General features: G+C 63.3%; 16 protein-coding genes. 1 reads left to right on the top strand and 15 read right to left on the bottom strand.

Translation table 11 applies throughout. From position 1 onward, the window contains the following. Positions 1-664: 664 nt before the first annotated feature. Together MFF58_RS24765 and MFF58_RS24770 are read right to left on the bottom strand one after the other, a co-directional pair. Positions 665-2,926, bottom strand: a complete 2,262-nt coding sequence (locus tag MFF58_RS24765) for a caspase family protein (protein WP_238291691.1) — start codon at positions 2,924-2,926, stop codon at positions 665-667. A 151-nt stretch (positions 2,927-3,077) separates the two neighbouring features. Beyond that, entirely contained in the window at positions 3,078-4,379 is a 1,302-nt protein-coding gene (locus tag MFF58_RS24770) for a M23 family metallopeptidase (protein WP_238291692.1), read from the bottom strand. A 386-nt stretch (positions 4,380-4,765) separates the two neighbouring features. On the opposite strand from MFF58_RS24770, the gene MFF58_RS24775 reads away from it, so the two are divergent. Beyond that, positions 4,766-5,053, top strand: a complete 288-nt coding sequence (locus MFF58_RS24775) for a PAAR domain-containing contractile injection system baseplate protein (protein WP_505744322.1) — start codon at positions 4,766-4,768, stop codon at positions 5,051-5,053. Positions 5,054-5,205: 152 nt separating this feature from the next. On the opposite strand, the gene MFF58_RS24780 is transcribed toward MFF58_RS24775, so the two are convergent. From MFF58_RS24780 to MFF58_RS24840, 13 genes are all read right to left on the bottom strand, one after another. Further along, positions 5,206-5,361, bottom strand: coding sequence for a hypothetical protein (locus tag MFF58_RS24780; protein ID WP_238291693.1), 156 nt, complete (start codon positions 5,359-5,361; stop codon positions 5,206-5,208). Between the two features lie 125 nt (positions 5,362-5,486). Then, positions 5,487-5,780, bottom strand: a complete 294-nt coding sequence (locus tag MFF58_RS24785; protein ID WP_238291695.1) for a hypothetical protein — start codon at positions 5,778-5,780, stop codon at positions 5,487-5,489. A 102-nt stretch (positions 5,781-5,882) separates the two neighbouring features. Further along, positions 5,883-6,329 carry a DUF4087 domain-containing protein gene (locus MFF58_RS24790; protein ID WP_238291696.1) on the bottom strand — a complete coding sequence of 149 codons (447 nt, stop codon included), beginning with the start codon at positions 6,327-6,329 and terminating at the stop codon, positions 5,883-5,885. Between the two features lie 49 nt (positions 6,330-6,378). After that, positions 6,379-6,678, bottom strand: coding sequence for a lysozyme family protein (locus tag MFF58_RS24795; RefSeq protein WP_238291697.1), 300 nt, complete (start codon positions 6,676-6,678; stop codon positions 6,379-6,381). After that, on the bottom strand, positions 6,669-7,238 hold the full coding sequence (locus MFF58_RS24800) for a hypothetical protein (RefSeq protein WP_238291698.1): 570 nt from the start codon (positions 7,236-7,238) through the stop codon (positions 6,669-6,671). The genes MFF58_RS24795 and MFF58_RS24800 overlap by 10 nt, the downstream gene beginning before the upstream one ends. Positions 7,239-7,265: 27 nt before the next feature. Further along, positions 7,266-9,935 carry a type VI secretion system ATPase TssH gene (gene tssH / locus MFF58_RS24805; RefSeq protein WP_238291699.1) on the bottom strand — a complete coding sequence of 890 codons (2,670 nt, stop codon included), beginning with the start codon at positions 9,933-9,935 and terminating at the stop codon, positions 7,266-7,268. Continuing rightward, on the bottom strand, positions 9,916-10,983 hold the full coding sequence (gene tssG, locus MFF58_RS24810; RefSeq protein WP_238291700.1) for a type VI secretion system baseplate subunit TssG: 1,068 nt from the start codon (positions 10,981-10,983) through the stop codon (positions 9,916-9,918). The genes tssH and tssG overlap by 20 nt, the downstream gene beginning before the upstream one ends. Next, positions 10,980-12,941, bottom strand: a complete 1,962-nt coding sequence (gene tssF, locus MFF58_RS24815; RefSeq protein WP_238291701.1) for a type VI secretion system baseplate subunit TssF — start codon at positions 12,939-12,941, stop codon at positions 10,980-10,982. Before tssF ends, tssG begins: the two co-directional genes overlap by 4 nt. After that, a complete protein-coding gene (gene tssE / locus MFF58_RS24820; protein WP_238291702.1) occupies positions 12,938-13,471 on the bottom strand; it encodes a type VI secretion system baseplate subunit TssE in 534 nt (177 codons plus the stop codon). Before tssE ends, tssF begins: the two co-directional genes overlap by 4 nt. Before the next feature lie 126 nt (positions 13,472-13,597). Next, positions 13,598-14,083 carry an Hcp family type VI secretion system effector gene (locus tag MFF58_RS24825; protein ID WP_238291703.1) on the bottom strand — a complete coding sequence of 162 codons (486 nt, stop codon included), beginning with the start codon at positions 14,081-14,083 and terminating at the stop codon, positions 13,598-13,600. A gap of 362 nt (positions 14,084-14,445) precedes the next feature. Beyond that, positions 14,446-15,957, bottom strand: coding sequence for a type VI secretion system contractile sheath large subunit (gene tssC, locus MFF58_RS24830; protein WP_238291704.1), 1,512 nt, complete (start codon positions 15,955-15,957; stop codon positions 14,446-14,448). A gap of 100 nt (positions 15,958-16,057) precedes the next feature. Then, positions 16,058-16,588 (bottom strand): type VI secretion system contractile sheath small subunit, encoded by a 531-nt coding sequence (gene tssB, locus MFF58_RS24835; RefSeq protein ID WP_238291705.1) that lies wholly within the window; start codon positions 16,586-16,588, stop codon positions 16,058-16,060. 247 nt (positions 16,589-16,835) lie between these two features. Beyond that, the gene (locus MFF58_RS24840) at positions 16,836-18,131 is read right to left on the bottom strand and encodes a type VI secretion system protein TssA (protein ID WP_238291706.1); all 1,296 of its coding nucleotides are present in this window, start codon (positions 18,129-18,131) and stop codon (positions 16,836-16,838) included. Between the last annotated feature and the right edge of the window lie 131 nt (positions 18,132-18,262).

The following is an 18,262-nucleotide window of genomic DNA, read 5'->3' on the forward strand; positions in this document are numbered from 1 at the left end:
AGGGCTCTGGGCCGCCATCGGCCGCTTGGTGGATGCCATCACCCCCGACGAGTGCGCCAACTTCTTCGCCGCCGCAGGATACGACCCCGATTAAACCGAAAACGCTCTAGTCCTGTGCGACGCGTTGCACCGGTCGTTTGCTCCCCCGGTACAATCCCAGAAGGCCCAGATTGCCGTGGTCTCTCTCAGGCGCTCCGAAGGAAACGGCACGTCCGTCGCCATCACAGGACCTGAACTTCGCATCCCGTGCCGTTCTCTTCCCTGCGAATTCCGTGATCGACGTCGCCCGCTCCGATTTGATAGAGCGGCTACAGGGCGGGGCGCGCCCTCGCAATGCCTATCGCCGCACCGACGACTACGCCATTCTGGCCATCATCCGCACCGTCACAGACGTGCGACCGGCCTACGGCTGTCGGCGCGTGACAGCGATCTCAAATTGGACCTGGTGTGCCACCGGCGAGCCGCTCTTGAACCACAAGGATGGGTTCCGTCTAATGAGGTAGGGTGGCCTGCTCCTCCAGCGTTATCCGGGCGTGCGGCCGATGGGCACTGACGAAAGCTGCGTCATCGCCGACGTCCTGAGCAGATGCTGGTCTTCAGAAGCGCTGTAGGTCGGCTGCCGGGACAGCGAGGTCGAAGGCGAGTGCAGTCAGAAGTACGCTCATCAAAAGCCGATACCTATCATCGGCCGCGCCGCCGACGAAACTGGCGCTTGCGGAGGCGCAGGGGTCGGGCGCGGCATTGCGACGGCGGGTTTCGGGCGTATGGCCTCACGGATCGGCTTTGCCTTGGGACGACTCGCTTCAGGCGTCGGCTTTGGCCTTTGAACGATGGGCTTGGGCTCCGGCTTCGGACGACGTGCTATAGGCTTGGGCTCAGGCGCCGGAGGTTTCGGCTTCTCGATAGCGACGCACCGATTGCCGTTGGCGTGCTGCCCGGGCCCACATAGAAGCGGACAGAAATGAGCGGGACGTCCTCGCAGGTCTTGAAGGATTTGCTGGGTCGGCTCAAGCGGGGGCGGCTGTAGCTTGGCGTGCCGCGCATAGCGCGCCAGCGCTTCCCGGGATTTACTGTTCCAAACCTGATTCGGTCTTTCGTCGATGCAGCCTATTCGCCCGAGTTCGGACTTGGTTTCGCGCACGAGGCGGTCTCGTGTGATCGCATCACCGGGGAAGGCACTCTGGCTGGTCGGATTGGTCGTCTGAACAGAGGGCTGAAGAGTGTTGTAGGCTAAGCGTGCCTCACCGAGGGCTTTGCTCGCGATCGTGTCAGTTCCCGTACTGGGAGCCTCAAGCGAAGCGATGCGCTCCTCCGGGTGGTCCGCAACCGCTAATGCTGTCGGACCAGCCGTTTGACTGTTGTTGCCAGCCGCAAAATCGGCCATTCCCTGCCGGTCTGGACCGACCATGCCTTCCGACTTTTGCGCCCCGACACTTGTAGGAAGCTCCGCTTTCCGAGTGTCCTGTGTGATGTGCACGTTATCGGCGAACGCAGGCCGACGCGCCTTCACGGCGGCCTGCTCCAACTCGGCTTCCTGTGCTGCGATCGCTGCTCGCTTGGTCTTCTCGGCCTGTTCCTCAGCGAAAACGCGCTGACGCGCCTCGTCGGCCAGGCGCGCAGCCTCGGCGCGCTTAGTCTTCTCGATCTGTTCTTCAGCGAGGACGCGCTGACGCGCCTCGTCGGCCAGGCGCGCAGCCTCGGCGCGCTTAGTCTTCTCGACCTGTTCTTCAGCGAGGACGCGCTGACGCGCTTCGTCGGCCAGGCGCGCAGCCTCGGCGCGCTTAGTCTTCTCGACCTGTTCCTCAGCGAGGACGCGCTGACGCGCCTCGTCGGCCAGGCGCGCAGCCTCGGCGCGCTTAGTCTTCTCGATCTGTTCTTCAGCGAGGACGCGCTGACGCGCTTCGTCGGCCAGGCGCGCAGCCTCGGCGCGCTTAGTCTTCTCGACCTGTTCCTCAGCGAGGATGCGCATCTTCGCCTCGGCTTCGTGAGCAGCCTGTTCGGCGTTGCGGCGTACCTCCGCATCCTTCTTCCGCTGCTCCTGTTGCGCCTCGAGGAGCCTCCAATCGTCTTGGAGCTTCAGTCGGAGCTTTGCGAGATCAACGAAATCACTCTCTGGATAGCGCTTGATGAAGTCGCGCAGCACGACAGGGTCGCTGCTGTCGCGGATCTTGCGCCAGACGTCGCGATCGGTTTCGCTTCGGTTGAAAACAAATTTCCCTGGATAGGATAGAGACAATTCTGGTGTTTGCTGACCCCTGCTCTGGGTGTCGACGGCGATGCTAACGCGCTGGAAGAACTGTGGGAGGTCCAGGCCTGGCTCGTCGATGATCTTCAGGAAGGCGCTTGTGAAGATGCTGTTGCGCCCTGTTCCGTCATAGGCCAGTGCATTGGCCTGGGTTGCATAGGCCACGACGAGGCCGCGACCGCTTATCTTGGCCAGGCCCGTATCGAATGGATTGCGGTCGCTGCGCTCCTTCAGCGGAAGATTACGACAGGCATCAAGAATAAGAATTCGTGCTCCGTCGGCACGGCTGAGTTCGCCGACAATATCATCCACCCGGAGAGTTTCGTATTCCAGATCAAACTCGTCTTGGAGCTTGGCATCGATTGGGACGATGTAATTGCGGCCTTTGTACTGAAGCCCGTGACCTGCATAGTAAGCGAGAGCCGCATCGGCCCCTTGCGCAGCGCGGGCGAATTGCCGGAGTTGATCGCGCAACGTCTCTCGGGTCAGATCGATGCCGCCGTAGACTTGAAACCCCGCCTTTTTCAGCGCCGACGTGACGTCCTCGGCGTCGTTGCGCGGATTGGGCAGGGAAGGGAAACGCTGATAGTTCGCATTGCCCACTACAAATGCGACGCGCCGCTCCGCCGGTGCGGCAAGCGCACCATCCACAGTCAAAGCCAGCACGAGGCTGACGATCATGACGAGGAGCCTGCGCGCCTGCATGGCTACCCTACAAGTCCAGCAGCGGTTTCAACGCATAAAAATGCGCCGATCCAGCCGTGGAATTCGGTCATTCCCGCGGGTCTCGTCATGGGCGCCTGTCGCGCCGACGGATTACGGTGGTAAGGCATTAATCCTCTGATTCCTCGCCAGCCGCGTCATGCGGTTCACCGATCTCGGAGACCGCGCCCATGCTCGGAAGGACCGAGCCAGCCTGGAGGAAGCGCAAAGGATCGACCGCAACGCTGTTGACCCGCGTCTCATAATGGAGGTGCGGACCGGTGGAGCGCCCGGTCGAGCCGACCTGACCGATCACCGTCTCTGGCTGCACTGCCTGCCCGGCGGAGATCGCGTAGACGGAGAGATGGCCATAGCGCGTCACCACCCCACCGCCGTGGTCGATCTCCACAAGGTTGCCGTATCCGCCCGTCGGTGCCGCCGTGATGACCCGGCCGGCGGCGGTGGCCCGCACCTTGGTGCCGACCGGGGCCCGGAAATCCATCCCGGCATGCATCGTCGCGGCGCCGGTGAACGGGTCCTTGCGCTGGCCGAAATTACTGGTGAGATGCCGCTCCGCCTGCTCAATGGGACGCCGCAAAGGAACCTGATCGGCGGCCAAACGCCACCGCTGCTGCTCGGCCAACGCCGCCTCGAGGGCACGGGTGGCTGCCTCGAACGCGTCCCTCGGGCTTGTTGCTGTTGCGATCGCCGCCACAGGCTGAAGCGTCATGGCGACGCCGAGACCGGTGAGGGCTCCGCGCAGGAGGCCGATCCCATCCCGCACCCGCTGGGCAAAGCTGCCGAGGACGCGCGCCTCCGTCCGGTCCACGCTGTCGAGGGAGGCTTCGAGGGCTGCAAACTGCTCGCGCGTCGGCAGTGCCAGGAGCGCACGCACCCGCCCCGATCCCGCATCGGTGCCAGGGCCTCCAAGGTCCGAGCGCTGTCCGGTCCCGGACTTTCCGAGTTCGCGCGAGCGTCCAAGTTGCAGCACGTTCGGCTCGCCCCCGCTTGAACCCGTGGCGGGAGCTTGCTCGCGGGCGGGCGTTTCGGTCGGCGCACGGCCGGGCTCAGCGACGCGTTGGGCGTAGGCGTTGAGCGTCGCGAGGCGGTTCTCAAGGTCAACCTGGCGGGTGACGATGTCCGCCATCCGCCCCGCGAGACCATCCTGCTCCAGAACCTGATGGCTCGCGACGCCGACGAGGCGACGGGTCAGCGCCCGCACCTTGTCCTCGTAGGCTACCTTCTGGTTCGCATGTTCGGCTGCCAAGCGCTTGCTCTCCCGGTCGCCAGAATAGGCGAACCAGGAGGCAACGGCCGCCCACACCAAGAGCGGCGCGACGAAGTAAGCCGCCACGCGGAACGACGGCCGCGCCGATGCCGAGCGGCGGCTGCCGCCGGATACCCGACCGATCCTTGTCGACGCCTGCCTCACAGCCGCCCTTCCCCACGGAATTCACGGAACAGCCCACCGTGTCCGCGATGCGTGAGTGTACCCCAATTGAGACTGGCTGTGGATGGCCATCGCGGCAATTCCAAATCGGTATGGCATCTGGACAACGGCCTGTGCCGAAGTGGAACTTCCTTCGCGCCAGATCACGCCGGCTGGTCGCGATAATCGTTGCCGCGAGTACAAGGCCGAGCCAAGGGAGCGCCTCTCCCTCAGTGATCGCGTGCGCGACAGCAATTTGGGCCATCCGCTCGACGTTTCACCGCGTCCGCTCATCACCGGCGATGGCACGGCGGCGAGATGTTGCCGAAATAAGCCCGAAGCGGATAGTGTCATCAGGCTTGGTGCCTGTTGGAGAGTTTGCCTTGGGTATGCCTGCGGCCCGTATCACGGATCTCCACACCTGCCCGATGGTGACGGTGCTCGTGCCGCATGTCGGCGGGCCAATCTTGCCGCCATGCATGCCGACCGTGCTAATCGGCGGCATCGCCGCTGCCCGGGTCGGGGACCTCGCTCAGTGCACTGGGCCAGTCGACTCGATCCTGAAAGGGTCCACGACCGTGCTGATCGGCGGCCAACCCGCAGCGCGGATCGGCGACCCGACCACTCACGGAGGCGTGATTACGACTGGCTTGCCGACCGTGCTGATCGGGGCCTGAAATGCGTCCCGCCCCGAAGACTTCAGTCCCGTGCGTAACGCTCAGGCTCGGGCCGAGGCAACGGTGATGCGCGTGGGACCATTGAAGACGTCCCAGCCCGCACTGTACAAGTTGTATCGCGCGAGCCTCCATTGGATGAATGAGCCTGTCGGTTAGCGCATGATCCGTTCGGTCGTGTAGGATTTCATGAGTTCTCCGGTGCCGGGCTCGCCCTGTCGCTTGAAGCAAATGAATGTGTCACTCCCGACGACGCCGATCAGCGAAATCTCGTTCGGCATGACTTGGAGCCAGTGCCCATCGTCGAGCATGACCGTCTGCTTCGCGACGGGACGGATGTGGTGGGAAAACGAAGGCCATGGCGATCGCGCGGTCGGGATGATTAGGCCGGAAAGCGCCGAGGTTGACCCACGTAATCAGTGCCTCGAACATCCAGTCACTCCGCCGAGTCGCCTTGGCGCTCGAGCAAGCCCCATTCCGGCTGCCAAAGCCCGTCGGGATCGATGACGACCATCGGCACTTTGAAATCATTGGCGAACTTGACTGCCGCCCGAAATGCCTCCTTCAGCGGCATCTCGGCGCCCCGAAAATCTTTCGGCAGGCGGCCGCCGGTGACGGAGGCGGGGCACAGGAACTTGCCGGCCAGGCGGTCTCCGTCGCGGCTTAAAATTAGGGTCATCGCATCATCGGGTGCTTCGTCTACTTGTTCGAACCGGTTTCCCTGCGGCATGATAAACCTCGCAACGGCGGCGTTAAAGTTTGACTGTCAATCGGGCATTGTCTGGCAGCGAGACCCCCCATAGCATCTGCTTGCATCGGACCCACGTCCACTTCAGCGAGGATTGATCTGAATTTTTTCCTCAAGCTGCTTGAGTTTTTGATCGGATCGACAGGTTTTGAGGTCTCGGGAGCTCGATAATTTTATGGCGATGACTACATGTTCCGCTTTGTCGAAAGTCGCTGTGAAGCAGGCGCAACCATAACCGTAGCTAGCGTTCCTAGATTTCACATAATGGGCCGGGGCAAAATTGGGTGGCCAATCTCCCTCCGCTTGATGGCCGCCCTGCATCGCGACGGTCCACTCACCGTCCCGATCGTAAAGCGTCGCATTGCCCGGACTTGGATTATCGAACCAGCCGCATCGAACCTCGTCCTTGGCCGCCATCGCGGACGTGAGCCCCGGGCACAGGCTCAAGATACTTGCGGCCATCCCAGCCCGAAGAAAGTCAATCGAACGATGACGCCACATTCCCGACCTTCCCCGGATCACCGAAAACATGCCGAGATGTCTAGATAATCTGTTCATCGAATATGGTCGCCAGAGTCCCTTAGCTGAGAGTAGATTTATTTAAGATATATTCCAACTTCTGGGCAATTTCCGCAATCTCATCGGCGTGATCCAATCCATTGACCATTTTCCGCGCATTTATGTAGTCGCAGAACTCTCCGCGAAAATAAGTGTTGAATTTGTGCCCGTTTGCGAAGCCGAACCCCGTCCGCACGCCGTAGGACATAATTTCATAGGAGACTCGTGGGGTTTTGACCTGCTCAGGGTGAAGCAGCAAGTCGAGGCCGCGCTTGAGTGCGACACTCATCGTAGCGTAGTTGGACCACCAGGTCAGTTGCACGTACCCGCGCCCGAAATACGCATGTTCCTGTCCCGAAGCCTGATCGAAGGCTTATGATGCGGGCCCCCGTCTCGTGATCCCATTGTCGCGTGTTTCGTCAATCTCCGGATGAGACCAGATTTCGATATGCTAAACTGATCGCCGTCCGGTTCGGTAATCCGCGCCCCGCCGCCGTCCAGAAGCATGACTTTGACCGGTTCGTGGTAGCGTCGACCCCTACCGTTTTCGACCTCATCGACCGGAGCCATCTTGTAGACCCATGCCTTACGTTTCAGCATGATCGGGCGACCGAATTTATTGAAGAGTGGGTGGCCCTTCTTGTCCTTTGCCTGGACGTAATGGGTTTCTAGCGAGGTTGTCTCCCACATCACGGTGGCGAGCATGTAGGCGGCCCATCGCCGATCGATGATGCAAGGATCGCGACCGATCATGTCAATAAGGACAAGAACATCGTTCAGTGCCTTGGGATCGTATTTGGGACTGCTCGCGAACACCTCCACGAACTTCTTGCGGAAGGTATTGGCGTTGTAGTGGCCGACCTGGAGCGATTTGGGGGACATTCCAAGCCTCCTCGGTTTCGGAGCAGCTTACGGCTGATCCCGCGTCGTTCCGGCGTCCGCTCCGCCCTGTACTCGGCACTCGATCTTACCCTCGCTCATCGCCAATTCGATGGACGATACTTTGTCGCCATGGAGAATATGGCCTAGTATTTTCACAGAAACGTCCGGTAAAATGGTGCCCGTGATCACGTTGTCGATCATTCGACCCCCCGAGTCGGGGTCGTTGCACATGGAGACGATTTGGGACACTACGGTGTCGTCGTAGCGGAACCCTGCGCCGTGGTTGTCGCGAATACGGCGTCCGATTCGGTCCAGCTGGAGCCGGACGATGCCTCCGAGCATCTCCGGCGAGAGCGGGAGATACGGGATCGTCACCATCCGACCGAGGAGCGCGGCTGGGAACACTTTGAGGAGTTGCGGACGCAGAGCTGCCGCCATCGCTGCGGGATCGCTCACGTAATCGGGATCCTGCGCCAGTTGCATGAGGAGATCAGTGCCGACATTCGAAGTCAGGATGATGAGAGTATTTTTGAAGTCAATCCGCCGGCCGGTACCGTCCTCCATAACCCCCTTGTCGAAGACCTGAAAGAAGATCTCGTGTACGTCGCCGTGCGCCTTCTCGACCTCGTCGAGGAGGATGACGCTGTAGGGGCGGCGCCGCACCGCCTCGGTGAGCCGGCCGCCCTCGCCATAGCCGACGTAGCCGGGCGGGGCGCCCTTGAGCGTCGAGACGGTGTGCGCCTCCTGGAACTCGCTCATGTTGATGGTGATCATGTTCTGTTCGCCCCCGTAGAGGGCCTCGGCGAGGGCGAGCGCCGTCTCGGTCTTGCCGACGCCGGAGGGGCCGCAGAGCATGAACACGCCAATTGGCTTGTTCGGGTTCTCGAGCTTGGCCCGGTTGGTCTCGATGCGCTTGGCGATCATCGACAGGCCGTGCGACTGGCCGACCACGCGCTTGTTCAGGATTGCGGGCAGGCGGAGCACGGTCTCGATCTCGTCGCGCACCATCCGACCGACCGGAATGCCGGTCCAATCGGAGACGACCGAGGCCACCGCCTGCTCGTCGACATGGGCGTAGATCATGCGCCCTTCCGGATCGATCGCGGCGAGGGCCTCGGAGCGGTCGCGCAGCGTGTCGCGCTGCGTCTGCACGTCAGGCTCCGCGCGGCCGAGGGCCTCGCGCAACGCCCGGATTTCGTCGACGAGGCTGCGCTCGGATGACCATTTCCCGTCGAGCTCCGTCAGCTTGGTTCGCGTCGCCACTAATTCAGCGTCGATCTCGCCGACACGCTCCTCGTCCGCCATGTTGAGGTCGCGGTCCGCGATCAGGGCCGCGCGCTCAGATTCCAGGGCGGCGATGCCCACCCGCGCGTCCTCGATGGCCGCCGGGGTCGCGCTCTGGCTGATTGCGACGCGGGCGCAGGCCGTGTCGAGCAGGCTCACCGCTTTGTCGGGAAGCTGGCGGGCGGGGATGTAACGGTGCGAGAACTCGACGGCGGCCACCACTGCCCGGTCGGAGATGCGGACGCCGTGGTGCTTCTCCATCGGCGCCAGCAGGCCGCGCACCATGTCGCAGCAGCGGGCTACATCGGGCTCGCCGATCTGGATTGCCTGGAACCGGCGCGTGAGGGCGGGGTCCTTCTCGAAATACTGGCGGTACTCCGCCCAGGTCGTCGCCGCGATCGTCTTGAGTGTGCCCCGGGCGAGCGCAGGCTTGAGCAGGTTGGCCGCGTCCCCCGTGCCGGCGGCGCCGCCAGCCCCGATCAGGGTGTGGGCCTCGTCGATGAAAAGGATGATCGGCTGAGGGGAGGATTGCACCTCGTCAATGACTGAGCGGAGCCGCTGCTCGAATTCGCCCTTCATCGATGCCCCGGCCTGCATCAGCCCGATATCGAGGGCGCAGAGCCGCACGCCCCTAAGCGAGGGCGGCACGTCGCCCGAGGCGATCCGCTGGGCAAACCCCTCCACCACGGCGGTCTTGCCGACGCCGGCCTCGCCCGTGAGGATCGGGTTGTTCTGGCGGCGGCGCATCAGCACGTCGACGAGCTGCCGGATCTCCTCGTCGCGTCCCCGGATCGGGTCCATCTCGCCGCTCGCGGCGCGGGCGGTGAGGTCCTGCGAAAAGCGATCAAGCGCTGTCTTGCCGTTCGCCGCGCCGGAGGCCGCCCCTGGCGTCCCGGCCGCGACAACGCCCGAGCCGTCCATGGGCCGCAGGGTTTCCTCGTCCGACCGGCCCCAGAGGCCCCGGTGCTCTGCGCTGAGCGCCTCGACCGGGATCTTGGCGAATTCCTGCGAGAGGGCGAGGAAGGCGCGGCGCAGCTCTGGGGCCTTCAGCCCGGCCACCAAGATGTGGCCGGTGCGGATCTGCGTCTCACCGAAGAACAGGGTCGCGTAGTGCCACCCCCGGTCGAGCAGGTCGACCACGGCGTTGGAGATGCCCGGCATCTCGGTTTCGTTGCGGCGCAGGCCGGAGACCGCTCGCTCGATCTCGCCGAGCAGCCGCGCCCGGTCGAGCTTGTAGGCATCCGCGGTCAGGGCGATGTCGGTCCCGCTGCCCTGCAGCAGGTGGAGCAGCCAGTGGCCGAGTTCGACATTCCGGTTGCCGGCCCCCTTGGCGTGGCGCAAGGCCTGGAAAAAGGCTTCGTAGCCGACGCGGTTGAGTTTGCCGGTGACAGTCTCAAGACTGATGTCGGCCATGTCGGTCCCCCTGTGGTTCTGCATCGGCGGGGCGCCGGGCGCGCTCCGCCGGGTTCAACCTCGCATCGCAGCGATATCCCTCAGCGTCCGCGTCCTGCGTCCTCACCATCCAGGTGGTGTAGCCGAGCCGCCCCCCTGCCTCCTGGTTGAGCTGGAGCGGGCGTACCGCCCGTCTCGGAAGGGCGATCTCCACTTCGCAGTCGATCTCGCTGCCGAGATAGAAGTAGAGAAGGTCCGCCAAAGGCGTACAGAGCGGTCCCGTCGGCAGGAACGCCTCGAACGCGTCGCGGTCGCGAGCGTAAAGCCGCAGCCGGATCGTGTCCTCAATGCTGAAGACGCTCGCGCCGATCAAGCAATCGACGCCTAGCCCCGCGAAGGACTTCCCGAGCCGCGTCTGGTCGGCGCGATCGAAGGGCAGGAAGGTGCCCACGAACTCCTCCACTTCGCAGCGGATGCCGAACAAACCCTCGACCGCTTGGCGCAACCGCGACGCGGACCGGGCCTTCGGGCCGAGGAGCCCGGCGAAGTTCAGCCTCGCCGCGTCCGAGACCGCATCCTGTCCCCGGAAGATCTCCGACCCGAGCCCGATCGCGCTGCCGATGTAGTCGACGAAGCGATCCTGATCCGGCCGATCGGCTTGCGCGACCGGCCGAGCATCCGCCCAAGCTCGGTAGTATAGCTGGAGGAACCGGTGGTTCAGGAGATCGAGGAAACGCGGGAAGCCTGCATGGCCGTTGCTCCACCACCCGTAGGTCTCATCCGTGGTCTGGAGCGGGAGCGGCCCGTGCGGCCCCAGGAGCCCAAGGAAGCGCACGAACAGGCGCAGGCGCCCCTGCACATCGGTCTCCACGGCTTCGATGGTGGAGGGGGGGAAGGCCAGGAACGGGTTCTCGCCGAGAGCAAGGTAATCCTGATCGCGGCTGGCGCTGTCGCCGATCCGCGGCATATCCGGAAAGCTGCGCTCGATCAGGCGCATCACCCAGAGAAGATCAAACCTGTAGGGTTCCGCCTCTAGGGCCGCGCGGAGGGTCTCGGGCGCGGCGCTCACAGGGGCCGCCTAGCGCCGACCCGGGGCGGCCAGCGCATGATCTCGCCGCGCTCGACCGTGCAAAGCACCGTCTGCGTAAAGTGGTTTACCCCGGCATATTCGGCGAAGAACCGATCAAGAATTAGGCCGAGTAGGAAGCAGCCCGTTCCCTCGAACGCCTTCTCCTCCAGCAAGATTGTGATTTCGGTGCCCCGGGCGGTGCCAGTCCCGGTCCGGTGGCGGAGCCGGCGGTTCACGGCCCGGCTGTCGATGGCCCGCACGCCCCGGATGCGGCGCTCGGTGGAGCCCTGGCTGAGGTCGGCAAACAGCATGAGCACCTCACGCAGGGCCTCGGCGCCGCGTCCGGCCCCCCGCGAGACGAGCCCGAGATGGTTGAGGCTCAGGATGTTGATCAGCCGCCACGCCACCGAGCCGGTGAAGGCGGTCTCGGTGCGGCTGCGCAGGGATGCGACCACGGCCTCGCGTGGGCGGGTCGGTCCGCTCAGGCATATGACCGTCAGGGAGGCGTCGTCGAGGAAGTGGAAATCGACCAGGCGCTCGCCTACCGGAAGCTGCTCCGGCAGGTGCCGGTTTGAGCAGAGGGCGCGGACGCTGAGTTCAGCGACGCTGCGCTCGTCGTCGAGGCGATCGGGCTCGACGAGGGACAGGAACACGTCCGTCCCAGCATAATCCGAGACGTATCCGTAGCTTCGCTCGGCGCCCGTCCTCCGGCGCGGGAGACGGCGGATCGTGTAGGCCAGACCGGGCTCTCTGCCGCCCTCGCGAGAGGCGGCATAGAGCGGCGGAACCGCAATCTTGTGGGACAAACCGGCCCGGTGGGCGTGGACCTCGAGGACCTGATGAACCTCGAAATCGAGGCTGCGGCTGCGGTCGGGAACGAGGTGGAACTCATGCTGGCGCGCGACTACGGGCACTCTGTCGAGGGACATCTGGAACAGGTTGACGGCGGGGACCGCGTACAGCGCGAAAGCCTCGGTCTTGACGGCTGCCGGGAGGCGGGCATTCGCCTCGTCGAACGTGACGATGATCTCGAAGGTGCGTGCCCGGAGCCGGGGCATGACCGCGGCGAGGCCAGCGACCTCGAAACCGAGGAACTTGCGAGGAAACAGGAAGTAGTCCCGCAGGAGATCGAAGCCCTCGAAGACCCGCAGGTCGTTCGGGACGAGCGATTCCTCGGCGCCCAAGCCGACCGGCAGGAGGGCGTCCAGGGAACCGGGGATCACCACGGGGTCGCCGGTCGCGTCGAGGATGCGGAAAAACAGGCCGATGCGGTTCGCGAGCAGCTGCTCCAAGATCGCAGTGGCCTCGGCCTCCGGGCCGACCAGATAGATCGGAAGGCGCTCAATCCGACAGCCAGCGGCCCAGCTTGCCGGTTCCTGGGTGGCGACCTTGTCGGGCATCTCCTCCTCCCGGCGCGGCGCGGTGCGGTGGAGGAATTTAAGCCGCAGGCCCGCGACGCATTCTGAGCCCGTTGGGATGCCGAGCGCCTGTAGAGGGCCGGGCGAGGCGAAATACTCGGCCTGGACGAGCTCAAATGGCCAAATCGTCAGGTCGGCGGTCGTGCTGAATCGGCACGAGATCTGGCGCTGCGCCTCGCGGTAGATAGAGTCGAGATGCGATCCGGCCGGGATTTGGCGCCCCTCCCGCAGAGCTGCATCGCCAAAGACCGGCTTCACCTGCACCAGCAGCGCAGAGGGTGTCGGGGCCAAGTAGTTCGGGACGAGTTGTTCGAGCAGGTTGGCGGTGAACTCGGGGAATTCGTGCTTCAGCTTCAGCTGAACGCGGGCGGCCAGGAACGCTGCGCCCTCCAGCATGCCCAGGATCATGGGATCCGATCGCTCTTCGAGCAACCCGCCAAGGCGCTCGGCGAGATTCGGGAACTCCTCGGCGAATTCCCGGCCCTGCTCCCGCAGAAGGCCCAGCTCGCGATTGTAGAGGTCGAGGAACTCCTGATTCATCGGCGCTGGACCAGGATCTTGCCGGTATCCCGCTCAAGGTCGGCGAAGAACGTCACCGGGACGTTCAGCGGGTCGCAATCGAGATCCGCCGAGACGATGAAGCGGATCCGAAGCATGTCGGCCTCGACGCGCTCATCGCAGACGCATCGGATCGAGTCGCGAGCCAAGCGCGGCTCGAACATCGAGAGGGCCGCCGCCAGCTCCGCGCCGATCTGGGTGATCGTTCCCTTGTCGATCGAACGATGGGCCAAGTCGGGGAACCCAAAATTTAGGATCGAACTATGGATCTGGGGGAAAGCCGTGAGATCGGTGCCACCTGCGAAATTGACGGCGTTGAGCAGGGTTCCGAGATCGCGACACACGCTCTGAAGCAACTCGGCATCTGACACGACCCCGGCCACGGTGGACTTACGGCCGACGATCGGGCGCAGCTGGTCCGCATCCGAGGCCAGAGCCTCGTAGCCTCGGTCGCGATCCTGGAAGGCGGTGCGGAACACATCCACAACTGAGGATCGGACACGGACCGCCACCTTTAGTTCCTCGATCTGCGATATCCAGCTCTCGACCAGCGACATGCCTGCACGACGGCCGGAAACGTCCTACCCTCGCATCACACGTGAGACGCGAGGGGCCGACGCGCCTCCGGGGGCCCAACCTCACTCGGAGGCCTCGGCGATGTCCCAGATCACCTTGACGTCGCCATCGGCGCTGCCGTCCGGCTTCTGCGGCTTGTAGATGTAGGTAAACTTGCGGAAGTTTAAGGACACGTTCTCAGTTAACCGATCCTCGCCGCCGGACCCACCAACCGAGACGCTGGTGATAATGATCTGTTCCATGTCGATGGTAATGTATTCGACCGGCTTCTCGCCAGCCTTACGGACGGTGAGCGTTCCCTTGCTGATGGCCTTGCCGTTGCAGAGGAACTTGAACAGGGTCGGAGAGGCGCGATCAACGTATTTCGTCAGACTGATGTCCTGGACGGCCACCTTGCCTGCGCCGGAGCCGGAGCCCATGTGGGAGGTGCCGGACTGCGAGCCGCCCCAGCTCCAGGCAAGAATGTCCATCGACTTCTTACTTTTCTGATCCTTGTCCTGAGTCTCTCCTTCAATGCCTTCCAGCTTGAGGAACATGTCGACAGCCATAGCAAATCTCTCCCTCTTTTAGTGTCTACAGAAGCAATGCCGCCCTATCGAGATACGTGATCCTGGAGGACGGCTGCACTTTTATTGACGGGGCGCAAAACGATTGCGCCTATCCGCCAAGAGTCGAACGATGCCCGCAATTTCGGCGGCACGAGTGACTTCGCGGTCTTCGGTTCGTAGTACTGACTGCCGTGAGAACGCTCTGTGCGGGCTTAGAGCGCGCTCTCGCGGCGGGAGGAGTGGGATGGTGCCGGGTGGCACTCGATAGTGCCTCGTCTCCGATTGCTCTCGTCAGCGAGAGGAGAGCGCGCCGCGTCTCCCAGTCCGCCCCACCCAGAAGAGAGTCTACCACCTTGCCAGTCTCAAGACTTCGGAACCGGAAGACGCGAGACGAGGCTCATGCCGACGTCCATTCCCTCAAGCTGGAAGTGGGGCCGCAGGTAAAATCGAGCCGCGTAATAACCGGGGTTCTCCTCGTTCTCGAAAATTTCGACCTTCGCGGCCGCCAGCGGCTTGCTTGCCTTGACCTTCTCAGACGAATTGACAGGATCGCCGTCTACGTATTGCACGATCCAATCCTGCAACCAGCGCGTCAGCTGATCCTTCTCCATCGTCGAGCCCACCTTATCGCGCACCATGCACTTCAAGTAATGCGCGAAGCGGCTGACTGCGAACATGTAAGGCAGGCGCGAGGACAGGTTGTCGGACGCTGTTGCCTCCACGCCCTTCTCGCCGAAGAAGCTCTTCGGTTTGTATAAGGACTGTGCTCCGATAAAGGCGGCCTTGTCCGTATTTTTCCGGTGGATCAGCGGGATCAGACCGGCCTTGGCCAGTTCCGCCTCGCGCCGGTCGCTGATCGCGAGCTCGGTCGGGCACTTCAGGTCAACGCCCCCGTCATCGGTGGGGAACGTGTGGGTCGGCAGGTTCATGACCTCGCCGCCGGACTGGACACCACGAATGCGGACCGTCCACCCGCAATCCTTGTAGGCGCGGTTGATGTTCACGGCCATGGCGTAGGCCGCGTTCATCCAGGCGTACTTGTCGCCTTGGTGTCCGTCTGTATCCTCCTCGAAGGCGAATTCCTCGACCGGCTCGGTCTTTGCGCCATAGGGGACACGCGATAGTACGCGGGGCAGGCAGAGGCCCATGTATCGCGAGTCCTGGGCATCGCGCAGGGACTTCCAGGCCGCGTAGTCCGGCGTGTCGAAGATCTTGCCGATATCGCGGGGGTTGGCCAGTTCCGTGTAGCTATCCATGCCTAGTAGCGTCGGGTCGGCGGCCGCGAAGAACGGGGCGTGAGCGGCGGCGGCGACCTTGCTCAGGTCACGCAGCAACGACACGTCCGTCGGCTGATGATTGAAGTAGTAGTCCCCAATCAGGCATCCGAACGGCTCGCCGCCGAGCTGGCCGAACTCGGCTTCGTAGACCTGCTTGAACAGCGGGCTCTGGTCCCACCGCGCGCCTGGATACTGGCGCAACTCGCGGTACAGCTCGGTCTTTGAGGCGTTCAGCACGCGAATCTTCAGCGTGGCGTCCGTTTCGGAATTCATCACAAGGTAGTTGAGCCCACGCCAGGCGCTCTCGATGCGCTGGAACTCGTCGGCATGCAGGATCTCGTTGACCTGCGCCGTGAGCTTCTGATCCAGCCGGGCGATCATTTCCTCAATCGTGTCGAGGACGTCGCTCTTCACGACATCCGCGTTCGACAGCGCCTGGTTGATCAGCGTGACGACGGCGCTTTCCACCTCCGTCTGGGCTCGGTCGTTGCGCGGCTTGAAGCTCTGCTTCAGCAGATCCGAGAACTCTCCAAGGCCACCGGGTTGCACGGTGGTCTGGTCTTGCCGCTGCTCCAGGCCGGCTGTTCCTGCTGACATGGTCGCCTCTCGTTACCCAAGTGATGTATACCGGCTCGCAGGCTCGCAATCGAACCTGCAGTGCGAACTCGCCCTGCGGGCTGCGCGCAATTCGTTCCCGCTACTCGGACGCGTCGTCCTGCGGCGCCGGCTTCGCCGAGGTGGCCACTTGGAGCAACGCGCTCATCTGAGCCGGGTCTTTCAGCAACGCCTGGATCTGATCACTCGCGGCGGTCTTGCCATCCATGTATCTCAGCAGGTTTGCGAGCTGTTCACGGGCCTTCAGGATCTCGGCCAGGGGCTCGACCTGCCGGGCAATCGCGCCGGGCGTAAAGTCTTCCATCTTGTTGAAGCGCAGCTTGACGGAGAGCTTCTCGTCCTTGTCATCCGACAGCATGTTCGAGACCCGAAACGTCGCGCCCGGCTGGATCGCAGCCATGCGACGCTCGAAATTGTCCATATCGAATTCGACGAACTTGCGCTCCCCGACCTTCTCCTTCTCCACGCCGGGATCGTTCCCGGATAGGTCGGCGAGAACGCCCATGACGAAGGGCAATTCGATATTCTTCTCGGCGTCGTACGGATCCTCATAGGTAATGTGGACACGCGGCGGCCGGTTGCGCTTGATGAATTTCTGACTTGAATCGGACATTCCGATCTCCTGTCCCTTCTGTAGCCCACGTCGTGAACCTTGAAAAACTCTACAATCGTGCCGACAACTTGCCGGAAGAAAAGTACGTATTTCGCACGGACTTGAGCTTCACAGAGTATGCGGATGGCACACGGACGTCATGCAATCTTGCTTAGTCTCTTATTTTTTCACCTACGCAGCGCACTCTGAAGAAGTGATAAAATCCAGTCCTGTTACGATGTCAAGCTTGTCGTTCCTCGAACGAACATCAATCCCCGTCGCGTGACAAACGAATGCCCGGAAGCACATCGGCGAGGATGCTCAAGAAATCCCTGTTCACCAGCGTGCAAGCGCGGTCGGTGAAGAGCGGGATCGGGCTGGATGGCTCGCTTGCGCGGTAGAAGGTACTGACCTCCTTCAACAAAGCGACGGCGACAGCGCGGGATTCTACGGTGAAGCCGGCCTCGGGGGCGGACACATCCTGCCGATCCGGACTCGCGCCGTCGCGGCCCAACACGTCCATCATGTGGTCGATGCGCAACTCGAAGGACGATTCTGGCTTCGGGCCGATGTACAGGGTGGCTTCGTCCGCATGATTCGGCAGCAGGGTGCGCAGCATGTCGGAGAAGGGCAGGCCGATCAGGCGCCGGGCTTGACGCACCAGAAGCTCGGCGGGGCTGGAGGGTTCGGATCGCTGGAAGTAGTCCGCGACGGCCGCGAGCGCCGCTGCGGCTTGGGCGGCAGTCGCGACGGGTCCGGCCCGCTGCGGCGCGGGGGATTCCGCCACCTCTTTCGGCACTTCCGGCGCCTCGACGATAACTTCGACAGGGCTCAGGAATCGCAGGATGCCATGTGCCAATTCGCCCAGGTGGGCCAGCCGAACGGCATTCCGGTCGCCCATCCGCTCGGCCGTGAGTTCGCCGATCCGAGCTACCGCCGCCGCCATGATCCGAGCCGCCGCCTGCGCCTCCTCCCGCATCTCGGGGTCCGATTCGAGCAGGGCCCGTTCCAGTTCACTGCGGTCGAGAACCGTTTCACTGTCGCGGGGCGGGGCGGCCTCGGTCGTGACGAGAAACGTCCGGTAGGAAATCGGACCAAAACGGCGATGTTGGAACAGTGGCAGATGCTGAAGCGGCATGATCATCGACGGGAGATCGTCGAATTCTTGGAGCACGACCGATCGATAGCCGTAATCGCCATCCTCGCCACGGGGATGGATCTCCTCCCACGCCCCGGCCAACAGATCGGCCACGAGGTCAAGGCAGCGCGCGCAATCTGCGAATTGACGGTCGAGCGCCATGAGACGGCTCGTGACCGAGAGCAGCCGAAGGTCGCGGGTACGCTTGAGGAGCGCCTCGAGCGTGCGGAACTCCGCCTTGAAGTCGATTGTCGTCCGGTCGAAGGCGACGAGTTCGCCGCTCGGCCTGCGCTCGAAATAGACGGTCGGGAGAAAGTATCCCGCCCTCGCCATGAACTGCGAAAACTGTGCGTCGCCCTCGACGTCGAGATCCGGACCGCATACATCATCCGGTGAAACCGGCTTTGCAATTTCTGTGAGATCCATTGAGGCCATTAGCCAGCCGATCACATGGGATTTGAGAGCCCGCGCCGCTGCGGCACCAGAGCCTCCCCGTAATCCACGCTGAACCCAACCACTCACCTCGGACGATCAGGGCGAAGAGGGCCTGTCCCGCA

This window comes from Methylobacterium longum (assembly GCF_022179385.1).
Classification (GTDB): Bacteria; Pseudomonadota; Alphaproteobacteria; order Rhizobiales; family Beijerinckiaceae; genus Methylobacterium; species Methylobacterium longum.